Here is a 22,701-nt window from a genome sequence, read left to right as displayed (position 1 = left end):
ATAGAGCCGCCCGTCCCCGGCGCACGATTTCATCGGTCCTGCGCGGTCTGGGAGCGTTGGTCGTCATCGTCGCGGTCCTGGTCGGCATCCCGCTCGCACTGATCGCCGTCGCCGGCAACCCACTCCCCGACTCCGTCCCCAGCTGGGACGACGTCACCTCCGCGCTCACCGAGCCCGACGACGGCTCGTTGTTCCTGGAGGTGCTGCTCTGGATCGGCTGGCTGGGCTGGATCAGCTTCGCCGTCGGTCTCGTCGTCGAGATCCCCGCGGCCCTCGGCGGCCGCAAGGCGCCGCGGCTGCCCGTGCTGCGGTTCCAGCAACGCGCCGCCGCCGGCCTGGTCGCCGCCGTGGCCGCCGTGTTCGTCGTCGGCCCGGTCGGCGTGGCCACCGCCGCCGAGCCCGTGCAGCCGCCGGCGCCTCAGCCCGCCCCGGCCACGACGACCCAGGCGCCGGCCGCGTCCGAGGTGGCGACGGCCGAGACGGCGCCCGCCGCGGCACCCGAGGCGGCCCAGCCGGCCATGGTGCAGCGCACGCACACCGTCCAGCGCGGCGAGTCGCTGTGGCGCATCGCCGAGCAAGAGCTGGGCGACGGCATGCGCTGGCCGGAGATCGCCGAGCTCAACTACGGCGTCGCGCAGCCCGGCGGCCGCGCCCTCGACAACACCCACTGGATCGACCCTGGCTGGCAGCTGCGGCTGCCGCCGGAACCCGCCCCGGCCGCCGAGGCCGTGGCCGACACCGGCGCCGTCACGCACGTCGTCGCCGAGGGCGACACCCTGTGGGGCATCGCCGAGCAGCGGCTCGGCGACGGCGCCCGGTACCCCGAGCTGGTCGACGCCTCGCGCGACACCGTGCAGCCCGACGGCGGACGGCTCACCGATCCCGACCTCATCCGGCCGGGCTGGACCATCACCGTGCCGGGCACGGCCGGGACACCGCCGGTCGTCGGCGACCCGGTCTCTCGCGAACCGGTCCAGCCGCCGGCCGAGGAAACGCCCGCCGAGCAACCGCCCGCGGAAGAGCCGGTCCAGCCGCCCGCCGCGGAGCTGCCCCAGGAGCCGCCGGCGGACGAGGCGCCCGCCGAGGAAGCGCCTGCTGAGGAGGCGCCGCCGGCCGAGGAGCCGGTGCAGCCGCCGGTCGCCGAGCAGCCGGGCGACTCCGAGGCCGGCGACTCCGCCACGCAGGCCGTCGGCGACGACGTCGAGGTGCCGATCCGCACGACCGCCGGCGTCGGCGCGCTGCTGGCGGCCGGTGTGCTGGCGTTCATCGCCGTCCGGCGGCGCAGCCAGCAGCGACGGCGCGAGCCCGGCGAGCGCATCGCCATGCCGGCTGGCGCGCTGGCCGACACCGAGCGTGAGCTGCGCGGCGTCGCCGACCCGATGAGCGTCGAGCTGGTCGACCTCGCGCTGCGCGGGCTGGCCGCCGACTGCGCCCGCCGTGGTGTCTCGCTGCCGCCGCTGCGCATCGGGCGGCTGACGTCGGAGCAGTTCGAGCTGTACCTCGCCGACGAGGCGCAGCTGCCGCCGCCGTTCGTCGCGACCGACCAGGGCCATGTGTGGCTGCTGCCGGCCGCCGCCGGACGGGCCTTCGACGCCGACGAGCTGCGCGAGGTCCCGGCGCCGTACCCGAGCCTGGTCACCGTCGGCCACGGCCCCGAGGACGGCCACCTGCTGCTCGACCTCGAGCGCCTCGGCACGCTGGCCGTCGTCGGCGACCGCGAGCCATCCCGTGAGGTCATGGCCGCCCTCGCCGTCGAGCTGGCCACCAGCCCGTGGGCCGACGACCTCCAGGTCACGCTGGTCGGCACCTGCCCCGAGCTGGCCGGCGGACTCGACACCGGCCGCATCCGGTACCTGCCGACGGCCGGCAGCCTGCTCACCGAACTGAGCACCCGGGCCCGGCACGACCGCGTGGCGATGGCCGAGTCGGGCGCCTACTCACTCGACGACGCCCGTGCCCGCGGGGTCGCCGTGGCCGCGTGGACGCCTGAGATCGTGCTGCTCGGCGAGCCGCTCGGCCCCGACCAGGACGCCCAGCTGGCCGACCTGGTGCAGTCGCTGCCCCGGGTGGCCGTCGCAGCGGTCACCAGCGGCGACGGCGCGGTCGGCCAGTGGTCGCTGGAGCTGACCGCCGGCCAGCCCGACGCCGCCGTCCTGCAGCCGGTCGGCGTCAACGTCCAGCCGCAGCGGCTCGACCAGCACCAGTACCACCGCATCCTGGAGCTGCTGGGCGTCACGACGCAGCCCGCGCGGCCCTGGATCGACGCCGGTGGCCGGCCGGCCGACGAGCCGGAGCCCGGCGAGGTCGGTCCCGGCCTGCTGGAGAGCCTGGAGGCAGAGTTCGACCGCTCGACGCCGGCCGAGCCGGACGTGCAGCCCGCGGCCGACGTCAAGCCCGTGGCCGGCGCGGAGCCCGTCGAGGAGGTCCCGGCGGCGACCGCTCCCGAGACCGTCGCGGCTGCGGCCCCGCCCGTCCCGGTGCCGGGCGACGGTCCCACCATCGCGCTGCTCGGGCCGGTCGAGGTCGAGGACGCCGATGGACCCGTCGAGCAGTCCAAGTACCGGCAGCTCACCGAGATCGCGGCGTTCATCGCGCTGCACCCCGGCCGGGGGCACGCGGCGCTCGACGACGCGATGTGGCCGGGCAGCCGGGTCACCCAGAACACCCGCAACACGGCGATCTCCAAGCTGCGCCGCTGGTTCGGCCGCGACGCCCACGGCGACGACTACCTGCCGCGGGTCGACACCGGCTACCGGTTCCACCCGGGCGTCACCACCGACTGGGACGAGTGGCGCTCACTGGTCGGCGACGACCCCACCCTGGCCGGCACCCAGCAGCTGGTCGCGGCGCTCGAGCTGGTCCGTGGTCAGCCGTTCACCGGCGTCAACCCGCGCCGCTACGGCTGGGCCGAGCACCTCAAGCAGGAGATGATCTCGGCCATCGTCGACGCCGCGCACGAACTGGCCCAGCGCGCGCTGCGTGGCGGCGACGCCCACCTCGCCCGCAAGGCGTCGACCATCGGCCTGCAGGTCGAGCCGGGCATGGAGCTGCTCTGGCGCGACCGCATCAAGGCCGAGCACCTGGCCGGCAACCGCGCCGGCATCGACGACGCCATCGCCCGGATGACCGCGATCAGCGCCGACCTCGGCGACGACCTCGAGGTCGCCACCGTCCGGCTGATCGCCGAGCTCACCAGCCCGGCGCCGGAACGCTCCGGGGTGCCGGAACGCCTCTAGCGCCGACGTGGTTGAGGGATCTGGGCCGTTCTGGCGACCCAGATCCCTCAACCATCACTGGGTCAGTGGTCAGCGGGTGCGGACCAGCGCCTGGATCTCGCCGACCGGGACGACGGTGCCGTTCCAGGGGCTCTCGAGGGTGTCGGGCACGCCCGGGAGGCTCACCTCGACGCCGCCCATGGTGAACGTGACGTCGTAGACCAGGCGGGCCTGAGCGGGGAAGCCGGGCTGGCCGTCGATGTCCTCGCTGGTCTGCTCGTGCGACATCTCGAGGTAGACGTGCTCGCAGGCGCGGGTGCGCAGGTCGGGGTCGCAGTCGATGGTCTCGGAGCCGTCGCCGGGGTCGATCTCGACGTGGCTGAGCTCACCGGTGGCCTGCAGCGGGCCGGCCACGCTGCCGATGATCTCGCCGTCGCCGAGACCGTCGAGCAGGTACCGGGTGTCGGCGCCGACGTAGGTCATGCCGGACGGCTCGAAGGTCATGGTGAACGCGGGGGTCTCCAGCCGGCCCAGCGCCTGCCAGCCGAGGCCGGGGAGTGCGCCCTCGTACGGCTCGATCCACCGCCACCGCTCGTAGAGCTCTTCCTGGCCGGGCACGCGGCACTGGACGAACGTGAAGATGTGGTCCGGGCTGGGCCGGGTCTCCTCGGGCGGCCACTTGTCCTCGGGCAGCGTCGACGGGATGTCGGCCCGGCAGGCCTTCGTGCCGAGGCAGAACTCGTCGTACGGCTCCTCGGTGAGATCGCAGCGTGGGCCGTTGCCGCCGGAGCCGTCGTCCTCGCCACCCCCCTCTTCGTCGGGGTCGGGGCAGATGTTGACGTACTCGAAGACGCCCGGGCTGACCTCGAGCCACACATAGCACGGGTCCGCCGCCGGTTCGGCCGCCTGACCGGGGGCGACGGCGCCGAGCAGGCCGGCCAGCAGGACGACGGCGGCCATCAGGACCTGGGACACGCGGCGTGGGGTCAGCATGTGATGGTCCCTCCAGGTTCGATCGGTTCGCCGATGAGCCAGGCGCCATCGGACTCGACCACTTCGTAGACCACGGGATGCGGCGTCGACTGTTCCTCGGCGGGCGGGATCTCCTCGCCCGTGGTGAGCTGCGGCGCCCATTCGGACTCGTCCATGCAGGCGCTCACGACCCCGGACCGGTCGACGACCTGGACGTTGACATCGCTGATGACTGGCTCGCCGACTCGGACGATGCCCTGGTCGGCATAGCGCGACGCGATGCCGACGTTGAGCTCGGTGGTCTCCTCGGTGGCGAGGCCCGCGAAGAGCCCCTCCAGATCGTCCGCCTCGCCGCTCTGCGCCTCGACGACGGCGGCGATGAACTGATCGAACACCGTTCGGATCTGCTCTTCGGCCTGTGCGGAGGCGTCCTGGGTGACGGCGACCGTGGGCTCCGGGGACGCGGGATCGCCAGCGTCGTCGTCGCCACTGCACGCGGCGACGACTGCGATGCACACCAAGCCGACCGAGAAGCGTCGGCCCGTCCGGGGAAACGAGCCGCTCATGCAGGGACAATAGCCACCAAGACGTGACACGGGCAACACGAACGCCATGAACGGTCGGTGTCGTTTCCGCTGGCCGTGGCCGGGAACCCCGGCTCACCGCGAGGCGGTTGACCCGGCCCGCTGTGGGTAGAATCGGCGCGACACGCCCACGGAAGGACCACCCCCGGATGACCTCGCTGAGCTACCAGTTGGGCGACACCGGACCGGCGATCGCGGAGATCCGTTCGAAGCTGACCCAGCTCGGACTCCTCGACGACACCGCGCCCGGTCCCAGCACGTTCGACGAGGACGTCGCCCAGGCGGTGCGGCAGTTCCAGCAGGAGCGCGGCCTCACCGCGACCGGGGTCGTCGACGCGACGACGTACCGCGTGCTCGACGAGGCGCGCTGGCGGCTCGGCGACCGCCTGCTGTCCTACGTCGTGGGCAACCCGCAGGCCGGCGACGACGTCATCGCCCTGCAGCGCCGCCTGTCCGAGCTGGGCTTCGACGTCGGCCGGGTCGACGGCGTGTTCGGCGCGCGCACCGGCGACGCCCTGCGCGACTTCCAGCGCAACATCGGCCTGCCCGCCGACGGCACCTGCGGGCCCAGCTCGTTCAAGGCGCTCGGCCGGCTGGCGCCCATCGTGACCGGTGGCCGGCCCGAGAGCCTGCGCGCCGTCGAGGCGCTGCGTCAGGCCGGGAAGCGGCTGCCGGGCAAGGTCGTCGTCATCGACCCCGGCCACGGCGGACCCGACCGCGGCCACCGGGCGCACGGCCTGGACGAGGCCGCCGTCGTCGAGGACCTCGCCGCCCGCATCGAGGGCCGGCTGACCGCCACCGGCGTCCAGACGTACCTCACCCGCGGCCCCGGCGCCGACGCGTCGCCCGGCGAGGCCGAGCGCGCCGCGTTCGCCAACGACTCCGGCGCCAACCTGCTGGTCTCGCTGCACGTCGACGCGCACGCCAATGCCGATGCGTCCGGCGTCGCCACCTACTTCTACGGCAGCCACGAACCGGGCACGGCCAGCGCCATCGGCGAGCAGTTCGCCGGCCTCGTCCAGCGTGAGATCGTCGCCCGCACCGACCTCGTCGACTGCCGGGCGCACCCGAAGACGTGGGATCTGCTGCGGCACACCAGGATGGCCGCGGTCCGGGTCGAGCTGGGCTACATCACCAACGACGGCGACGCCGCCCGGCTGGCCGACCCCGACTTCCGCGACGTCGTGGCCGAGGCCATCGTCGTCGCCATCCAGCGGGTGTACCTGCCGTCGGGTGAGGACGCCGCCACCGGCGCACTGCGGTTCCACGACCTCGCCACGGGCTGACACGCTGCTCAACCCGCGGAATAGGATTCGCCTCTCCCTGCCGCGATGAGGCACAGTTGACTCTGTCTGTGTCCGGTCTTGTCCCGGGAGGTGTGTACGTGAGCCAGCAGCCCAGCCCGAACCGGAAGACGACCGACGCAGCAGCAAGCACCGGTTCACGGCTCGACTCCTACGTCGACCGCTACGCCACCCGCACGCACGGCATGACGGCCTCCGAGGTGCGCTCGCTGTTCGCGGTGGCGTCCCGCCCCGAGGTGGTGTCACTGGCCGGCGGCATGCCGAACATCTCCGGGCTGCCGCTCGACGTCGTCGGCGCACTGGTCAACGACCTCGTCGCCAAGCGCGGCATGACGGCGCTGCAGTACGGCTCCGGCCAGGGCGACCCCACGCTGCGCGAGCAGATCTGCGACGTCATGCGCCCGGTCGGCATCGTGGCGCACCCCGACGACATCACCGTCACGGTCGGCTCGCAGCAGGCGCTCGACCTCGTGACCCGCATCTTCATCGACCCCGGCGACGTCATCCTGGCCGAGGCTCCGTCCTATGTGGGTGCACTCGGCACGTTCCGGTCGTACCAGGCGTCGGTCGTGCACGTCGAGATGGACGAGCACGGGCTGGTGCCCGAGCGGCTGGCTGCCGCCATCGACGCCGTGCGAGCCGCCGGCAAGCCGCTCAAATTCCTCTACACCATCCCGAGCTACCACAATCCGGCCGGCGTGACGATGACGCCGGGGCGCCGGGCCGAGGTGCTCGACATCTGCCGCCGCACCGACGTGCTGGTCATCGAGGACGACCCCTACGGCCTGCTCGGCTTCGACGGCGAGGTGCCGCGCGCCCTCCGGGCCGACGACGCCGAACAGGTCATCTACCTCGGCTCGTTCTCCAAGACGTTCGCGCCGGGCCTGCGCGTCGGCTGGGCGCTGGCACCGCACGCCGTCCGCGAGAAACTGGTGCTCGCCGCCGAGAACAGCGTGCTCTGCCCGCCGGCGTTCAGCCAGCTCACGGTCTCCGAGTACCTCGCCGGCCACGACTGGATGGCGCAGGTCAAGGACTTCCGCGAGACCTACCGCGAGCGGCGCGACGCCATGCTCGAGGCGCTCGACGACCTCATGCCGGCCGGCGCCCACTGGACCCGTCCCAGCGGCGGGTTCTACGTGTGGCTGACGCTCCCCGAGGGCATCGACGCCAAGGCCATGCTGCCGCGCGCCGTCACCAACCGGGTGGCCTACGTGCCCGGCACCGCGTTCTTCGCCGACGGTTTCGGCTCGCGCTCCATGCGGCTGTCGTACTGTTACCCGACGCCCGAGCGCATCCGCGAGGGCGTGCGCCGGCTGGCGCAGGTCATCGAGCAAGAGATGGAGCTGCGTGCCACGTTCGGGGCATGGGGAGCCGCACAGCGGCCCGGCCTCGACGCGCCGGGGCCCGACCAGAGTTGAGGGGTTTCGTTCCAGTATGAGTGATCTCGGCCGCGTCCTCGTCCTCGCCGGCGGCCTCTCGCACGAGCGCGACGTGTCGCTGCGCTCGGGTCGCCGGGTGGCCGAGGCGCTGCGCGAGGTGGGTCTCGACGTCGAACAGCGCGACGCCGACGCCGACCTGCTCGCCTCGCTGCGCCACGACGCTCCCGACGTCGTCTTCCCGCTGCTGCACGGTGTGTCGGGCGAGGACGGCGCCATCCAGGAGGTGTTGTCGCTGGCCGGGCTGCCGTACGTCGGCTCGGCGCCGGCAGCCTGCCGGCTGGCCTTCGACAAGCCGGTCGCCAAGGCGATCGTGCGGCGCGCCGGCATCGCCACCCCGCCCTCGGCTGTGCTGTCGCAGGCGACCTTCCGCGAGCTGGGCGCCGCCGTGCTGCTCGACGCGCTGGTCGCCCGGCTCGGGCTGCCGCTGGTGGTCAAGCCGTCGCGCGGCGGCTCGGCCCTGGGCACGACGATGGTGCGGGCGGCCGACGAGCTGCCCGCGGCGATGGTCGAGTGCTTCGCGTACGGCGAGCCGGCGCTGATCGAGCGCTGGATCGACGGCACCGAGGTCGCGATCTCCGTCCTCGACACCGGCGACGGCCCGCGCGCGCTGCCGCCGGTCGAGATCGTCCCCGAGTCCGGCACCTACGACTACCACGCGCGCTACACGGCCGGGGCGACCGAGTTCTTCGTGCCGGCCCGGCTCGACACCGAGGCGTCCGCCGCCGTGGCCGAGGTGGCGGTGGCGGCGCACCAGACGCTGGGCCTGAGCGATCTGTCGCGCACCGACGTCATCGTCGACCGCGACGGCCTTCCGTGGCTGCTGGACGTCAACGTCGCGCCCGGCATGACGGAGACCTCGCTGCTGCCGCAGTCCGTCCAGGCGGCCGGGCTGGACCTCGGCGTGCTGGCGCGCGAACTGCTGGCCAGCGCCGTCGACCGGCACCTGCAGAACCAGAACGCCGGCTGACGCCCGAGTCGGGTCGGGCGAGGCCGGCGTCGAGAGGGGGCCGGAGGTCTCCTCGAAATCGTCGGCGCGAGACGCAGGACCACGGTGGCCATGCCTGGGGCTTGGTCGACCCGACGGCCCAATGTCGTCGTGAGTGTCAGCCGGCGTTGGGCCGGTTCATGGCGGAATGTCACTCCGCCGGGTCGGCACCGCCCGCCTCACGCACCTGCTGCACCATGCGTGGGTCGATGGTGCCCACGATGCGCTCGAGGTCGTCGATGCTGGCGAACTCGATCGTGACCTTGCCCTTGCTGCGACCGAGGTCGACCTTCACCCGGGTGTCGAGCCGCTCGGAGAGGGCGGCCGCGATGTCGGTGAGCCGCGGCGCCGTCGGACGGGCCGCGCGGCGCGCCCGCGCCTTGGGCGTCTCGGAGTCGTCCAGCGACACGATCTCCTCGACGGAGCGGACGCTGAGGCCCTCGGCAACGATCCGCTGCGCCAGCCGCTCCTGCGCGCCGCCGTCGGCGAGGCCGAGCAGCGCCCGCGCGTGGCCGGCCGACAGGATGCCGGCAGCGACCCGGCGCTGCACCAGCGGCGGTAGCTTCAGCAGCCGCAGCGTGTTGGAGATCTGCGGCCGGCTGCGCTTGATGCGCGCCGCCAGCTCGTCGTGCGTGCAGCCGAAGTCGTCGAGCAGCTGCTGGTAGGCGGCCGCTTCCTCCAGCGGGTTCAGCTGGCTGCGGTGCAGGTTCTCCAGCAGCGCGTCGCGGAGCATGTCGTCGTCGCGGGTGGTGCGAACGATGGCCGGGATGGTCGGGAAACCGGCCTCCTTGGTCGCCCGCCACCGCCGCTCGCCCATGACCAGCTCGTAGCGGCCGTTCTCCAGCTGCCGCACGACGATCGGCTGCAGCAGCCCGACCTCGCGGATGGACGACATCAGCTCGGCCAGCGCGTCCTCGTCGAAGACCTTCCGCGGCTGACGCACGTTCGGCGCGATCGCGTCGACCGGGATCTCGGCGAACGTGGCGCCGTCGACCGGCAGCAGCTCGTCGTCGTCCGCCGCCGTTTCACGTGAAACCGGCGCCGCCGAGCCGTTGGAGGCCTTGTTTCCGCCCGGGAAGATGGCGTCGACCGGCGCCTTGCGCAGCGTGTCGCCGCCCGCCGGGTCCCCCGTCGGGATCAGGGCGCCGAGACCACGCCCCAACCCGCGCCTCTTCTCAGCCATGGATCAGCTCCTCGTGTGAACTACCTGATGCTCCCCGCTCCGCGATCTCGCGCGCGGCTTCCAGATACGACAGCGCGCCACTGGACGCGGCGTCGTACGTCATCACGGTCTGGCCGTAACTCGGTGCCTCGCTGATGCGCACCGAGCGCGGGATCGCCGTCTTGAGGACGGTGTCGCCGAAGTGCCGACGGACCTCGTCCGCCACCTGCGCGGCCAGTCGTGTCCGGCCGTCGTACATAGTGAGGAGGATGGTCGAGACCGCGAGGTCGCGGTTGAGGTGGGCGCGCACCATGTCGATGTTCTTGAGCAGCTGGCTCAGGCCCTCGAGGGCGTAGTACTCGCACTGAATCGGGATCAGCACCTCGTCGCCGCCGACGAGCGCGTTGACCGTCAGCAGGCCCAGCGACGGCGGGCAGTCGATGAACACGTAGTCGTAGTCGACGCCGGGCGACTGCAAATGCTGGTCGAGCGCCTTCCGCATGCGCGACTCGCGCGCGACCATCGACACCAGCTCGATCTCGGCGCCGGCGAGGTCGATGGTGGCCGGCACACACCACAGCCCCTCGATCTCCTCGACCTTCTGCACGACATCGCTGACCGGGGTCTCCTCGACCATGACGTCGTAGATGCTGGGGATCTCCGCGTGGTGGTCGATGCCGAGCGCCGTCGACGCGTTGCCCTGCGGGTCGAGGTCGACCACGAGCACGCGCAACCCGCTCACCGCGAGCGCGGCCGCGAGGTTGACGGTCGTCGTGGTCTTCCCGACGCCGCCCTTCTGGTTCGCGACGACCATGACGCGCATCTGGTCGGGTTTCGGCATCGGCGCCGTGCGCCGGCCGACCGCCATGAGCGCGACCGCGGCCTCGCGGGCGATCGGGGTGTCCAGGTCGGCCAGCGAGCCGGACATCGCGAAGTCCGCCAGGTCGGCCGTCGAACGTACGTGGGTGCTCGCGGCCGGATCGGCCGGTCGGTCGCCCGCATTCACCGAAATCTCACGCTCCAGGTTCGACGGTCCGTCCGTCGGATCAATGGTCCCACTGATGCACGGCCAGCCGTTGGCCGACCGCCGTTCCCCCGTAGCGCTGTCGATTGCGACGACCCCACCGGCCGCAGGCCATCCCAGGCCCGCCACGACGGTGGCATCGGTCATCTGCTCGTCCTCCGTTGTCGTGCACCTTGCTTCGGCGCCGTTCCCCTGTGTCCGGCGACCACGACGGCGACCCGCGCGGCCGGATCGACCACGCCTTCGCCGGCTTCTTCAACTCTCCATGACGTCGCGCCCATTCTCGCCAAAGACGCGGCGGAATCACGCAACTCTTCGGAAACCGACCGGCCCTTGAGCGCCAGAAGCACTCCGCCGGGCCGCAGCAGCGGCAACGTCCAGCCCGCCAGCCGGTCCATCGGCGCGACCGCGCGGGCCGTCACCACGTCGAACCGGGCCGGTGGACGGACGTCCTCGGCCCGCGACCGCAGCACGCTCACGCGGTCGAGGCCGAGCGCCGCCACGGTCTCCGTCAGGAAGTCGCTGCGCCTCAGCAGCGGCTCGATCAGGACGACCTCGAGATCGGGCCGGGCGATCGCCAGGGGTATACCCGGCAGCCCGGCGCCGGAACCCACGTCCGCGACAACGGAGCCCTCGTCGACCAGCTCCGCCAGCACCGCCGAGTTGAGGATGTGCCGGTCCCAGATCCGCGGGACCTCCCGCGGCCCCAGCAGGCCGCGCTCGATGCCGGCACTGGCGAGCTGCGCGGCGTAGGCCACCGCCAGCTCCAGCCGGTCCCCGAACACGGCGGAGGCCGAGTCCGGCACGGCGATCACGTCGTCCAAGACTCGGCCTCCTGTGAATGACAGCGATGTTGTTTCACGTGAAACGGCGACGCCGTCGCGTGCACCACTCAGGCGGGCATCACCACGACGTAGCGCCGGGGCTCCTCGCCCTCGGACTCGCTGCGCAGGCCCGCGTCGGCGACGGCGTCGTGGACGACCTTCCGCTCGAACGGGGACATCGCGCCCAACGACTCCGGCTCGCCGGACGTCCGCACGGCCTCGATCACCCGCTTGGCCAGCTCCAGCACCTCGGCCCGCCGGTTGGCCCGGAAGCCGCCGACGTCGAGCATCAGCCGGCTGCGCTCGCCGGTCTCGCGGACCACCGCCAGCCGGGTCAGCTCCTGCAGCGCCTCGAGCACCTTGCCGTTGTCGCCGACCAGCGCGTCGAGACCGTCACCGACGATCGAGACGACCGCGCGGTCGCCCTCGACGTCCATGTCGATGTCACCGTCCAGGTCGGCGATGTCGAGCAGCTCCTCCAGGTAGTCCGCCGCGATGTCGCCCTCCTGCTCGAGCCGCTTCGACAGGCCCTCCCCGGTGTCACCCACTCGTTCCTGCGCCGCATCCAGTTCCGTGCCAGCGTCGCTCACCGTCGACTCCTTCTACGTTCGTTGTGGGGCGGATCCGCTGCCCGCCGAGGCCTGCTGCCGTGCGGCCGTCGCCGCGCCGGCTACTTCTTCTTGCGCTGCGAGCGCGAGGTCTTCTTCGGTTGCCGCCGGACGACCTCGGTCTGTTCCGGCTGCTCCGGTTCCGCGGTATCGGGCGTCGGCAGCGCGATGCCCTTCTTGCGGGCCTTCTCCTCCAGGCGCCGCTGGTGCGCCTTCTCGGCCTCGGTACCGGGCGCGGGCATGCGGCGGATGACGTACAGCTGCTGGCCCATGGTCCACAGGTTCGACGTGAGCCAGTACAGCACGGTGCCGAGCGGGAAGTAGACGCCGGAGAACGCGAAGACCAGCGGCAGCACGTACAGCAGGATCTTCTGCTGCTGCGCGAACGGGCCCTCCAGGGCCTCCTTCGGCATGTTCTTGCGCATGATCTGGCGCTGGGTGACGAACTGCGTGACGACCATCAGGACGACCATCACCGCGGCGATGATGCGGGTGTTGATGGTCTCGGCGTTCAGGAACGTGTCCGCCAGGCGGGCGCCGAAGATCTGCGCCTGGCCGGCCGACTCGAACAGCTCCGGCTGGCTGGTGAACGCGCCGCGCTCGTGTCCCTTGGCGACGCCGTCGAGCACCCGGAACAGGGCGAACAGGAACGGCGCCTGGAGCAGGATGGGGAGACAGGACGAGAACGGGTTGGTCCCGGTGTCCTTGTAGAGCTTCATCATCTCCTGCTGGAGACGCTCGCGGTCGCCCTTGTACTTCTTCTGCAGCTCGCGCAGCTGAGGCTGGAGGATCTGCATCCGCCGCTGCGACTTGATCTGCCGCACGAACAGCGGGATGAGCAGGATGCGGATGACCACGACGAGTCCGATGATGGACAACGCCCAGTTCACACCGTCGTGATCGATGCCGATGAGCTCTGAGAAGAGCCAGTGCCAGCCGATCATGATCCAGCTGACCAGGTAGTACAACGGCGCGAGGATGGTATCCACGGGTGTATCAGACTCCTCGGAGAGAGGTCGGTGCGCCGGGCGGCAGATCCGCCCGCGGCGCGGAAGCTCCATGCGACGCGGCCGGGTGCGGCTCGTCGTCGCCGTCAGTCCCGGCGGCCCGGCCCCACCACCGGTAGTTCTCGCGGGTGGGTACGAGGTCGACGCCGCCGGCGCACCAGGGATGGCACCGGCCGAGCCGACGCAGGGCGAGCCAGCCTCCGCGCAGGGCACCGTGCCGCTCCACCGAGCTCAAGGCGTACGCCGAGCAGGACGGGTAGTAGCGGCAGGTCTGCCCGTACAGCGGGCTGATGACGAGGCGGTAGCCCTTGAGCAGAGCCACCATGACGGTCTTCATCGCCGCTGCTCCGCTCGGGTGACGGCGCGGTCGATGGCGGCGTCGAGCTCACGCGCCAGGGCGGAGCTGGGAGCGCCGGCGATGCCGGGCAGGGCACGGACCACGAGCTTGGATCCGGCGGGCAGGCGGCCGACCCGCTCGGCGAGGAGATGGCGCAACCGGCGCCGCACGGTGTTGCGCACCACTGCACCCCCAACCGGGCGTCCGACGACCAGACCCACCGACGCAGGACCGGCATCGGCGTCGCCGGCAGAGTCGTCGGCGGGGAGCAGATGTACGACCATGGTCGGCCGTCCGACGCGGACACCGCGGCGCACGATCACCCGGAAATCGGCCGAGCGCCGCAGGCGGTGCTCGGCCTTCAGCACCTCGGATCGTCGAGCGAGCGCAAGCGTGCCGGCCGGATCAGGCGGACAGCTTGGCACGGCCCTTGCTGCGGCGGGCGGCGAGGATGCCACGGCCGGCGCGCGTACGCATACGCAGCCGGAAGCCGTGAGTCTTCGCACGACGGCGGGTATTCGGCTGGAAGGTGCGCTTGACCACGTCCGAGCTCCTGTGTCGATCGATGAGATGTGCGTGCATTCGGGTGCCGCGCGGAACCCGCGCATCCCTGGAAAGTGCACAGCCAGGCATGACAACAGGAGCCCTCGTCGGACCGATTTACGGTACGCGGTCGCCGCGTCTCAGGTCAAACTCGGCGGCTTCATCGCGCGCGGGCGCGAGCGAACCCTTCAGCATGGCACCCTGGAAAGGTTCCCGGCCGGTAGCGACACGCCGGCCTCTGGGGGCAACCTGTGGACATCAGTTGAAGCCCCGGCCGCATGTTGTTAGCGTCACGTGCTCCAGCACGCTGTCCGTCCGGTACGGCACCACCAAACCGGCGCCGCGTTCGTGCAGGTCACAATGGAGCGGATAGGCACAAACCGCACGTGTCGACACCCTCCACACCCTGTGGACGACCGTGTGGACAACGACAACGGGGGTGGCCAGCCAGTTGCCGCCAGTTTGGAGTGAACTGTGGCAGACGAGGCCGGAATCGACTTCGCGACCGCTTGGTACAAGGCTCTGACCGACCTGGAATCCATCGAGATCGGGCCGCAACAGCGCGCGTTCCTGTCCCAGGCCCGTCCCGTCACTCTCGTCGAGGGTACCGCTGTCATCTCCGTCCCGAGTGATTTCGCCCGAGCTCAGGTCGAGCAGCGGCTGCGTTCGCACATCGTCGACGCGCTGTCCGAAGTGCTCGGCCGGCCGGTCGGCCTGGCCGTCAGTGTCGCGCCACCGCCCGACGGCGCGGCCGGCGCCACGCTCGAACCGGTGCCGCCTCCGCCGCCGATGGGCGGCTATCTCGACGCGCCGCCCTCGTCGTCGGTCGACACCGAGGAGATCCCGCTGGTCAGTGCCGCCACCGAGGCGCCGGCGTTCGTGCCGCGGCCGGCGCCCGACGGCCCGGCCCGGCGCGGCGACACCGAGCCGCACCTCAACCCGCGGTACACGTTCGACACCTTCGTCATCGGCTCGAGCAACCGGTTCGCGCACGCCGCGACGGTCGCCGTCGCCGAGGCGCCGGGCAAGGCGTACAACCCGCTGCACGTCTACGGCGAGTCGGGCCTGGGCAAGACCCACCTCCTGCACGCCATCGGCCACTACACGCGGACGATGTACCCCGGCACCCGGGTGCGCTACGTGAGCTCCGAGGAGTTCACCAACGACTTCATCAACTCCATCCGCGACGACAAGGCGTCGGCGTTCCAGCGCCGCTACCGCGACGTCGACGTCCTGCTCATCGACGACATCCAGTTCCTCGAGGGCAAGATCCAGACGCAGGAGGAGTTCTTCCACACGTTCAACACGCTGCACAACGCGAACAAGCAGATCGTCATCACGTCCGACCGGCCGCCGAAGCAGCTGTCGGCGCTGGAGGACCGGCTGCGCAACCGGTTCGAGTGGGGCCTGACGTGCGACGTGCAGCCGCCCGACCTCGAGACCCGCATCGCGATCCTGTCGAAGAAGGCCACCCAGGACCACCTCAACGTGTCGCCCGACGTCCTGGAGTACATCGCCAGCCGCATCGCCACGAACATCCGCGAGCTCGAGGGCGCGCTGATCCGGGTCACGGCGTTCGCGAGCCTCAACCGCCAGCCGGTCGACCTCTCGCTGGCCGAGATCGTGCTCCGCGACCTCGTGCCGACCGATTCCGGGCCCGAGATCACGGCCGCCACGATCATGGCGCAGACGTCGGCCTACTTCGGCCTGACCATCGAGGACCTGCAGGGCACCAGCCGCAGCAGGGTGCTCGTCACGGCCCGCCAGATCGCGATGTACCTGTGCCGCGAGCTGACCGAGCTGTCGCTGCCGAAGATCGGCCAGCACTTCGGCGGCCGCGACCACACCACCGTCATGCACGCCGAGCGGAAGATCCGCACGCTGATGGCCGAGCGGCGCAGTGTCTTCAATCAGGTCACCGAACTGACCAACCGCATCAAGCAGCAGGCCCGGCAGTCATGACGGTGGCCGGCGCCGCGACGGCCGGAGAAGCACAGTCACTGAGGGTGATCGACTTCTCACAGGCTGTGGACAAGTTTGTGGACATGGGTGCCATCGCCGTGGACCGGCTCGGGGAAAGTGTCACTCATCGGTGGACAACCTCGGACGGTCCACGTCACCCACTGCTCGCGCCCACAGGCTCCGTGGACAACGGTAGCGCCGCTCACCTGCGACGTTCATGGTTTTCCACACTTTCCACCAACGTTACGAACCTGACTGACCTATCCATGGATCAACTGGCAGCGCACAAGTCTGGCGGGCCGGTTCCTGTGGATCGTGTGATTCACGGCCGCCGTTTGACGCCTCTGGCCGCCACTGTCAGCGGCCCGTGGAAGGATGACGTCGAACCACAACGACCCGGGCGGGAGCCCGAGGGGAGGACGGACCGGTGAAGTTCCGGCTCGATCGCGATGTACTGGCAGATGCGGTGGCCTGGACGGCCCGCACCCTGCCCAACCGGCCGACGGTGCCGGTGCTGGCCGGCCTGCGCATCGACGCGTCCGACACCCAAGTGACGTTCTCGTCGTTCGACTACGAGGTGTCCGGCCGCGTGTCCGTCGAGGCCGACGTCGCCGACGGTGGCACCGTTCTGGTCTCCGGCCGGCTGCTGGCCGACATCGCACGGTCGCTGCCGAACAAGCCGGTCGACCTCACCGCCGACGGCTCCAAGGTCACCATCACCTGCGGCAGCGCCCGGTTCACCCTGCTGACGCTGCCGGTCGAGGAGTACCCCGACCTCCCGTCCATGCCCGAGGCGTCCGGCACCGTCGACGGCACCGTTCTCGCCGAGGCGGTCAGCCAGGTGGCGGTCGCCGCCGGCCGCGACGACATGCTGCCCACACTCACCGGCATCCGCATCGAGATCGAGGGCGAGACCGTCACCCTCGGTGCCACCGACCGCTACCGCCTCGCCGTCCGCGAGTTCACCTGGAACCCCGGCACGCCCGACATCTCCGCGGTCGCGCTGGTGCCGGCCCGCACGCTGGTCGACGCCGCCAAGACGCTCGGCCCGGCCGGCGCCGTCACGCTGGCGCTGGGCACCGGCAGCCAGGACAGCCTGCTGGGCCTCGCGGCCGGCGGCCGCCACACCACCAGCCGGCTCATCGACGGCGAATGGGTGCCCAACTACCGCCGGCTGTTCCCGGCCGAGACCGCCACGGTGGCCAGGGTCGAGATCTCCGCGCTGGTCGAGTCGGTGAAGCGCGTCGCCCTGGTGGCCGAGCGCAACACCCCGGTCCGGCTCGCCTTCGACGAGGGCCAGGTCGTCCTCGAGGCCGGCAGCGGCGAGGACGCGCAGGCCTCCGAGGCGCTGCCCGCCGACGTCCAGGGCCCGGCCATCGCCACCGGCTTCAACCCGACCTACCTGCTCGACGGCCTGCAGGCGCTGGGCACCCCGTTCGCGCACCTGTCCTTCACCGACACGCCGCTGAAGCCCGTGGTCATCCAGGGCGTCGGCAGCGCCGAGGCCGAGCCCGAGGGCGGCTACCGCTACCTCGCCATGCCCATCCGCCTCTCGGGCTGACGGCTCGCGACGGCGACCCGGTCGCACGCGGCGGCTGCGGCGCGCGAGGATGGTGACATCGGCTCGCGCCGCCGTACGGCGCCCATCGGCACGGGAGGAACTCTGGTGGCCACGGAAGGGAACGTCATGGAGCTGGGCCTGGTCGGCCTCGGCCGTATGGGCGGCAACATGCGCGAGCGGCTGCGTCGGGCCGGCCACACGGTGGTGGGCTACGACCGCAACCCCGAGGTCAGCGACGTCGGCAGCCTGAAAGAGCTGGTCGAGCGGCTGTCCGCGCCGCGGGCGGTGTGGGTCATGGTGCCGGCCGGCGACCCCACCCGGGCCACCGTCCAGGAGCTGGGCGAGCTGCTCGACGAGGGCGACCTCGTCATCGACGGCGGCAACTCCAGGTTCACCGACGACCGCGTGAACGCCGACATCCTCGCCGAGCACGGCGTCGGGTACGTCGACTGCGGCGTCTCCGGCGGCATCTGGGGCCTCGAGAAGGGCTACGGCCTGATGGCCGGCGGCGCGAAGGAGCACGTCGAGCGGTTGATGCCGATCTTCGACGCACTGCGGCCCGAAGGCCCGCGCGAGGAAGGCTTCGTCCACGCCGGCGGCGTCGGCGCCGGTCACTACGCCAAGATGGTGCACAACGGCATCGAGTACGGCCTCATGCAGGCCTACGGCGAGGGCTACGAGCTGCTGGCCGCCTCGGGCATCGTCGACGACGTCCACGGCACGCTGAAGGCATGGTCCCGCGGCACCGTCGTCCGCTCCTGGCTGCTCGACCTGCTGGTCCGGGCGCTCGAGCAGGACCCTGTGCTGGCCGAGATCGAGGGCTACGTCGAAGACTCCGGCGAGGGCCGCTGGACGGTCGAGGAGTCCATCCGCAACTCGGTGCCGGCGCCGGTCATCACCGCCGCCCTGTTCGCCCGGTTCGAGTCCCGGCAGGACGACTCCCCCGCCATGAAGGCGGTGGCCGCACTGCGCAACCAGTTCGGCGGCCACGCCGTCAAGGCGGCGGACGCCGGGCCGACCTCCGGGACGGGCGACGCCCGCACCTGAGGCCGGGGACGTCCGCGCATGCACGTCGCCCATCTGTCGCTGGCCGACTTCCGGTCGTACGCCTCGGTCGAGCTGCCGCTCGAGCCCGGCGTCACGGCGTTCGTCGGGCCCAACGGCCACGGCAAGACCAACCTGGTCGAGGCGCTGAACTACCTCGCGACGCTGGGCAGCCACCGGGTCGCGCAGGACGCGCCGCTGGTGCGGCTCGGTGCCGAGCGGGCGGTGGTGCGCGGCAGCGTCGTCGAGACCGTGGGCGGCGAGCCGCGCAGCACGTTGCTGGAGATCGAGATCACGCCGGGCAAGGCGAACCGCGCCCGGCTGAACCGGTCGCCGGTCCCCCGGCCGCGCGAGCTGCTCGGCGTGCTGACGACCGTGCTGTTCGCGCCCGAGGATCTGGCGCTGGTCAAAGGCGACCCGTCCGAGCGGCGCCGGTTCCTCGACGAACTGCTGGTCGCGCGGGCGCCGCGGTTCGCCGGCGTCCGGTCCGACTACGACCGGGTGCTGAAACAGCGCAACGCGCTGCTGAAGTCGGCCGGCATGGCCATGCGGGCGAGCCGGGGCGGCGGGTCGTCGCGCGGACCCGACCTCAGCACGCTGGACGTCTGGGACACCCACCTCGCCCAGGCCGGCGCCGAGCTGCTGGCCGCCCGCCTCGACCTCGTCGAGGCGCTCCGGCCGCTGGCCGCCAAGGCGTACGACGCGGTGGCCGGCGGTTCCGGCCCGTCCGGCGACCGGGACGCCTTGCTCACGTACAAGTCGTCGCTCGGCCCCGACGCCGAGCTGGTGCCGTCGCGTGAGACCCTGGCGGCGGCGCTGCTCGAGGCGCTGGCCGGGGTTCGCCGCGACGAGCTGGACCGCGGTGTGTCACTGATCGGCCCGCACCGCGACGACCTCGTGCTGTCGCTCGGCCCGATGCCGGCCAAGGGATACGCGAGCCACGGCGAGTCGTGGTCGTTCGCGCTGGCGCTGCGGCTCGCCTCGTACGAGCTGCTGCGTTCGGCCGGCAGCGACCCCGTGCTGGTCCTCGACGACGTCTTCGCCGAGCTCGACACCGGGCGGCGCGACCGGCTGGCCGAGCTGACGGCCGGGGCCGAGCAGGTGCTGGTCACGGCGGCGGTGCCGGCCGACGTGCCGGCCGGGCTCAGCGGGGCCAGGGTCGACGTGCTGGGCGGCGAGGTCCGGCGGGCGTAGGGTTCGCCTGGGTGAGAGGGGTGACGGCGGCCGATGAGTGACAGCGACGATGGCACCGTCCCGGCGCCGGGCGTCGACCTGCCGGCACCCGCCACGGACCCCGTCGGGCCGGCCGACGGTTTCACGTGGAACCCCGACGGCGATGACCTCGCGAAAGCGCTGCTGGCCAGGGCGAAGGTGGCGGGCCGGACGGGCCGCCCCGCGCCGTCCCGCAAGACCGGCGACACCGCGGGCCGCGGTGGCACCTGGCGCCGTCGCCGCGCACCGGGCGCCGGCTGGAGCGGCCCGGGCTCCGACGACCGCGATCCGCAGGCGGTCGGCTCGGCCGTCGACCGGCTGATCGGCGAGCATGGCTGGGCCGAGGACCTCGCGGTGCACGGCGCGGTCGCCCGCTGGGACCAGGTGGTCGGGCCGGAGGTCGCGGCGCATGTGCAGCCCGAGCACTACGAGGACGGCGTGCTGACCGTCCGGGCCGACACCACCGCGTGGGCGACGCAGGTGCGGCTGTTCGCGGCCGAGCTGGTCCGCCGGTTCAACAAAGAGATCGGCGACGGGTCCGTCACCAGGGTCGACGTGCGCGGACCGCAGGCGCCGAGCTGGCGGCGCGGACCCCGCAGCGTACCCGGACGCGGTCCGCGCGACACGTACGGCTGACCGAAATCCGCCGATCCGCTCCGCGGCGCCAGATTGCCCCCAGCGCCGTCGAGGCGCCCGGTGCGGGTATGGGGACACACGCGGGGCGATCTACGCGGCTCCACGGGGCATTCAGGGCCGCAGAACGCGCATTCTGATGTCGGCACAAGGTAGAATGGACACTGTCCATCCAGGCCGCGCGGTCTCCTGGGCCTCTCAAGCGGCCTGCAGGTGGCGCGGTGCGGCCTGATCCCTGGCAGGAGGTCCCCCGCTCGTGACGGACACTACGTCCTACGACGCCAGCGCCATCACCGTACTCGAAGGTCTCGAAGCGGTACGCAAGCGTCCCGGCATGTACATCGGCTCCACCGGCGAGCGAGGTCTGCACCACCTGGTCTACGAGGTCGTCGACAACTCCGTCGACGAGGCCCTGGCAGGGGTCTGCGACCTCATCGAGATCACCCTGCTGCCTGGCGACAACGGCGACGGCGTGCGCGTCATCGACAACGGCCGCGGCATCCCGGTCGACATGCACCCGGTCGAGAAGCGGCCGGCGGTCGAGGTCGTCATGACGGTTCTGCACGCGGGCGGCAAGTTCGGCGGCGGCGGCTACAAGGTCTCCGGCGGCCTGCACGGCGTCGGCGTCTCCGTCGTCAACGCGCTCTCCCGCAAGGTCGACCTCGAGATCCACCGCGACGGCTACCGGTGGACGCAGTCCTACTCGCTGGGCGTGCCCGACGCCCCGCTCGAGCGGCACGAGGAGTCCGACCGCACCGGGACCACCACGACGTTCTGGGCCAGCCCCGACATCTTCGAGACCACCGACTACGACTTCGAGACGCTGTCGACCCGCTTCCGCGAGATGGCGTTCCTCAACAAGGGCCTGACCATCGTCCTGCGCGACGAGCGGCCCGAGGGCATCGACGCCGGCGCCGACGAGGACGTCGACAGCGAGCAGAGCTCCGCGCCGCGCGAGGTCCGCTACAAGTACGACCTCGGGCTGGTCGACTACGTCCAGCACCTCAACAACGCCAAGTCGCCGGTGCACCGCACCGTCATCGACTTCGAGGCCGAGTCCGAGGACGGCGACGGCCAGGCCATGAGCCTCGAGGTCGCGATGCAGTGGAACGACCAGTTCACCGAGTCGGTGCACACGTTCGCCAACACCATCAACACCCACGAGGGCGGCACGCACGAAGAGGGCTTCCGGGCGGCGCTGACCACCCTGGTCAACCGGTTCGCGCGCGAGTGGGGTGTGCTGAAGGAGAAGGACCCGAACCTCTCCGGCGAGGACGTCCGCGAAGGACTCACCGCCATCATCAGCATCAAGCTGGCCGAGCCGCAGTTCGAGGGCCAGACGAAGACCAAGCTCGGCAACACCGAGGCGAAGAGCTTCGTCCAGAAGGTCGTCAACAACGAGCTCGGCGCCTGGTTCGAGCAGAACCCCAACGAGGGCAAGCTGATCGCCCGCAAGGCGCAGAGCGCCGCCATCGCCCGGGTCGCCGCCCGCAAGGCGCGCGACGCCGCCCGCAGCCGCAAGGGCCTCATGGGGGGCGCCGGGCTGCCCGGCAAGCTGGCCGACTGCCAGTCCACCGACCCGGAGGAGTGCGAGCTCTTCATCGTCGAGGGCGACTCCGCCGGCGGCCCGGCCAAGCAGGGGCGCGACTCGCGGGTGCAGGCGATCCTGCCGATCCGCGGCAAGATCCTCAACGTCGAGAAGGCGCGCATCGACCGCATCCTGCAGAACCAGGAAGTGCAGGCGATCATCAACGCGCTCGGCACCGGGGTCCAGGAAGAGCTCGACCTCAACCGGCTGCGCTACCACAAGGTGGTCCTGATGGCCGACGCCGACGTCGACGGCCAGCACATCGTGACGCTCCTGCTCACGCTGCTGTTCCGCTTCATGCGTCCGGTCATCGAGCAGGGTCACGTGTTCCTTGCTCAGCCGCCGCTCTACAAGCTCAAGTGGGCCGGCCGCGACGTCGATCCCGAGTACGCGTACTCCGAACGTGAGCGCGAAGCCCTCGTAGGTGCCGGTGTCGCCGCCGGCAAGCGGCTGCCGAAGGAGAACGGGATCCAGCGGTACAAGGGTCTCGGCGAGATGAACGACGACGAGCTGTGGGAGACCACTATGGATCCCTCGCAGCGGCTGCTGCTTCGGGCCACGCTCGACGACGCCGCGCACGCCGACGAGGTCTTCTCGACTCTCATGGGCGAGGACGTCGAGAGCCGGCGCAAGTTCATCCAGCGCAACGCCCGCGACGTGCGCTTCCTGGACATCTGAGCCCGGCGCGAGACGAACC

Annotated in this window: 20 protein-coding genes; 10 read left to right on the top strand and 10 right to left on the bottom strand. The window is 71.7% G+C overall.

The genetic code is table 11. The features are described 5' to 3' along the window. Nucleotides 1-56 precede the first annotated feature (56 nt). The gene (locus tag BLV05_RS05355; RefSeq protein WP_046767041.1) at nucleotides 57-3,236 is read left to right on the top strand and encodes a LysM peptidoglycan-binding domain-containing protein; all 3,180 of its coding nucleotides are present in this window, start codon (nucleotides 57-59) and stop codon (nucleotides 3,234-3,236) included. Nucleotides 3,237-3,305: 69 nt separating this feature from the next. On the opposite strand, the gene BLV05_RS05350 is transcribed toward BLV05_RS05355, so the two are convergent. Further along, entirely contained in the window at nucleotides 3,306-4,208 is a 903-nt protein-coding gene (locus BLV05_RS05350; RefSeq protein ID WP_046767042.1) for a hypothetical protein, read from the bottom strand. Further along, nucleotides 4,202-4,753 (bottom strand): hypothetical protein, encoded by a 552-nt coding sequence (locus BLV05_RS05345; RefSeq protein ID WP_152690592.1) that lies wholly within the window; start codon nucleotides 4,751-4,753, stop codon nucleotides 4,202-4,204. Before BLV05_RS05345 ends, BLV05_RS05350 begins: the two co-directional genes overlap by 7 nt. Before the next feature lie 167 nt (nucleotides 4,754-4,920). On the opposite strand from BLV05_RS05345, the gene BLV05_RS05340 reads away from it, so the two are divergent. The 3 genes from BLV05_RS05340 (at nucleotide 4,921) to BLV05_RS05330 (ending at nucleotide 8,481) form a co-directional block, all read left to right on the top strand. Continuing rightward, a complete protein-coding gene (locus tag BLV05_RS05340; protein WP_046767044.1) occupies nucleotides 4,921-6,057 on the top strand; it encodes an N-acetylmuramoyl-L-alanine amidase in 1,137 nt (378 codons plus the stop codon). Between the two features lie 98 nt (nucleotides 6,058-6,155). Then, a complete protein-coding gene (locus BLV05_RS05335) occupies nucleotides 6,156-7,493 on the top strand; it encodes an aminotransferase-like domain-containing protein (RefSeq protein ID WP_046767239.1) in 1,338 nt (445 codons plus the stop codon). 16 nt (nucleotides 7,494-7,509) lie between these two features. After that, the gene (locus BLV05_RS05330) at nucleotides 7,510-8,481 is read left to right on the top strand and encodes a D-alanine--D-alanine ligase family protein (protein ID WP_046767045.1); all 972 of its coding nucleotides are present in this window, start codon (nucleotides 7,510-7,512) and stop codon (nucleotides 8,479-8,481) included. A gap of 169 nt (nucleotides 8,482-8,650) precedes the next feature. Here the strand turns inward: BLV05_RS05330 and BLV05_RS05325 are convergent, their stop codons facing one another. The 8 genes from BLV05_RS05325 to rpmH all read right to left on the bottom strand — a co-directional run bounded on the left by BLV05_RS05325 (nucleotide 8,651) and on the right by rpmH (nucleotide 14,004). Continuing rightward, nucleotides 8,651-9,682 carry a ParB/RepB/Spo0J family partition protein gene (locus BLV05_RS05325; protein WP_046767046.1) on the bottom strand — a complete coding sequence of 344 codons (1,032 nt, stop codon included), beginning with the start codon at nucleotides 9,680-9,682 and terminating at the stop codon, nucleotides 8,651-8,653. Then, the gene (locus BLV05_RS05320; protein ID WP_046767240.1) at nucleotides 9,675-10,589 is read right to left on the bottom strand and encodes a ParA family protein; all 915 of its coding nucleotides are present in this window, start codon (nucleotides 10,587-10,589) and stop codon (nucleotides 9,675-9,677) included. The genes BLV05_RS05325 and BLV05_RS05320 overlap by 8 nt, the downstream gene beginning before the upstream one ends. A 239-nt stretch (nucleotides 10,590-10,828) precedes the next feature. Further along, nucleotides 10,829-11,509, bottom strand: a complete 681-nt coding sequence (gene rsmG, locus BLV05_RS05315) for a 16S rRNA (guanine(527)-N(7))-methyltransferase RsmG (RefSeq protein ID WP_046767047.1) — start codon at nucleotides 11,507-11,509, stop codon at nucleotides 10,829-10,831. A gap of 68 nt (nucleotides 11,510-11,577) precedes the next feature. Continuing rightward, nucleotides 11,578-12,078 (bottom strand): Jag family protein, encoded by a 501-nt coding sequence (locus BLV05_RS05310; RefSeq protein ID WP_046767241.1) that lies wholly within the window; start codon nucleotides 12,076-12,078, stop codon nucleotides 11,578-11,580. A gap of 101 nt (nucleotides 12,079-12,179) precedes the next feature. Beyond that, on the bottom strand, nucleotides 12,180-13,106 hold the full coding sequence (gene yidC / locus BLV05_RS05305) for a membrane protein insertase YidC (protein WP_046767048.1): 927 nt from the start codon (nucleotides 13,104-13,106) through the stop codon (nucleotides 12,180-12,182). A 7-nt stretch (nucleotides 13,107-13,113) separates the two neighbouring features. After that, complete coding sequence (gene yidD, locus BLV05_RS05300; protein WP_082154958.1) at nucleotides 13,114-13,461, bottom strand: membrane protein insertion efficiency factor YidD; 348 nt, start codon at nucleotides 13,459-13,461, stop codon at nucleotides 13,114-13,116. Beyond that, nucleotides 13,458-13,829 carry a ribonuclease P protein component gene (gene rnpA / locus BLV05_RS05295; RefSeq protein ID WP_046767049.1) on the bottom strand — a complete coding sequence of 124 codons (372 nt, stop codon included), beginning with the start codon at nucleotides 13,827-13,829 and terminating at the stop codon, nucleotides 13,458-13,460. Before rnpA ends, yidD begins: the two co-directional genes overlap by 4 nt. 37 nt (nucleotides 13,830-13,866) lie before the next feature. Further along, nucleotides 13,867-14,004 (bottom strand): 50S ribosomal protein L34, encoded by a 138-nt coding sequence (gene rpmH / locus BLV05_RS05290; RefSeq protein ID WP_082154959.1) that lies wholly within the window; start codon nucleotides 14,002-14,004, stop codon nucleotides 13,867-13,869. 474 nt (nucleotides 14,005-14,478) lie between these two features. Between rpmH and dnaA the strand changes: the two genes are divergently transcribed. The 6 genes from dnaA (at nucleotide 14,479) to gyrB (ending at nucleotide 22,682) form a co-directional block, all read left to right on the top strand. Beyond that, entirely contained in the window at nucleotides 14,479-15,966 is a 1,488-nt protein-coding gene (gene dnaA, locus BLV05_RS05285; RefSeq protein WP_052762155.1) for a chromosomal replication initiator protein DnaA, read from the top strand. 427 nt (nucleotides 15,967-16,393) lie between these two features. Beyond that, complete coding sequence (dnaN, locus tag BLV05_RS05280; RefSeq protein WP_046767050.1) at nucleotides 16,394-17,527, top strand: DNA polymerase III subunit beta; 1,134 nt, start codon at nucleotides 16,394-16,396, stop codon at nucleotides 17,525-17,527. Between the two features lie 105 nt (nucleotides 17,528-17,632). Beyond that, a complete protein-coding gene (gene gnd, locus BLV05_RS05275) occupies nucleotides 17,633-18,574 on the top strand; it encodes a phosphogluconate dehydrogenase (NAD(+)-dependent, decarboxylating) (RefSeq protein WP_231948750.1) in 942 nt (313 codons plus the stop codon). An 18-nt stretch (nucleotides 18,575-18,592) separates the two neighbouring features. After that, on the top strand, nucleotides 18,593-19,765 hold the full coding sequence (recF, locus tag BLV05_RS05270) for a DNA replication/repair protein RecF (RefSeq protein ID WP_046767052.1): 1,173 nt from the start codon (nucleotides 18,593-18,595) through the stop codon (nucleotides 19,763-19,765). Between the two features lie 33 nt (nucleotides 19,766-19,798). Continuing rightward, on the top strand, nucleotides 19,799-20,419 hold the full coding sequence (locus BLV05_RS05265; RefSeq protein ID WP_082154960.1) for a DUF721 domain-containing protein: 621 nt from the start codon (nucleotides 19,799-19,801) through the stop codon (nucleotides 20,417-20,419). Nucleotides 20,420-20,672: 253 nt separating this feature from the next. Then, the gene (gene gyrB, locus BLV05_RS05260) at nucleotides 20,673-22,682 is read left to right on the top strand and encodes a DNA topoisomerase (ATP-hydrolyzing) subunit B (protein WP_046767053.1); all 2,010 of its coding nucleotides are present in this window, start codon (nucleotides 20,673-20,675) and stop codon (nucleotides 22,680-22,682) included. Nucleotides 22,683-22,701: the final 19 nt, after the last annotated feature.

Origin of the sequence: Jiangella alkaliphila (assembly GCF_900105925.1) — a bacterium.
GTDB lineage: Bacteria > Actinomycetota > Actinomycetes > Jiangellales > Jiangellaceae > Jiangella > Jiangella alkaliphila.
Note: the sequence above shows the minus strand (reverse complement) of the source record. Positions and strands in the feature narration are given on the sequence as shown.

What these genes read in the sequence shown, in the direction of transcription:
- BLV05_RS05350 (WP_046767042.1), bottom strand. Translation starts at nt 4,208, where the DNA reads ATGCTGACCCCACGCCGCGTGTCCCAGGTCCTGATGGCCGCCGTCGTC.
- BLV05_RS05345 (WP_152690592.1), bottom strand. Translation starts at nt 4,753, where the DNA reads ATGAGCGGCTCGTTTCCCCGGACGGGCCGACGCTTCTCGGTCGGCTTG.
- BLV05_RS05340 (WP_046767044.1), top strand. Translation starts at nt 4,921, where the DNA reads ATGACCTCGCTGAGCTACCAGTTGGGCGACACCGGACCGGCGATCGCG.
- BLV05_RS05330 (WP_046767045.1), top strand. Translation starts at nt 7,510, where the DNA reads ATGAGTGATCTCGGCCGCGTCCTCGTCCTCGCCGGCGGCCTCTCGCAC.
- BLV05_RS05325 (WP_046767046.1), bottom strand. Translation starts at nt 9,682, where the DNA reads ATGGCTGAGAAGAGGCGCGGGTTGGGGCGTGGTCTCGGCGCCCTGATC.
- BLV05_RS05320 (WP_046767240.1), bottom strand. Translation starts at nt 10,589, where the DNA reads ATGTCCGGCTCGCTGGCCGACCTGGACACCCCGATCGCCCGCGAGGCC.
- yidD (WP_082154958.1), bottom strand. Translation starts at nt 13,461, where the DNA reads ATGAAGACCGTCATGGTGGCTCTGCTCAAGGGCTACCGCCTCGTCATC.
- recF (WP_046767052.1), top strand. Translation starts at nt 18,593, where the DNA reads ATGCACGTCGCCCATCTGTCGCTGGCCGACTTCCGGTCGTACGCCTCG.
- BLV05_RS05265 (WP_082154960.1), top strand. Translation starts at nt 19,799, where the DNA reads ATGAGTGACAGCGACGATGGCACCGTCCCGGCGCCGGGCGTCGACCTG.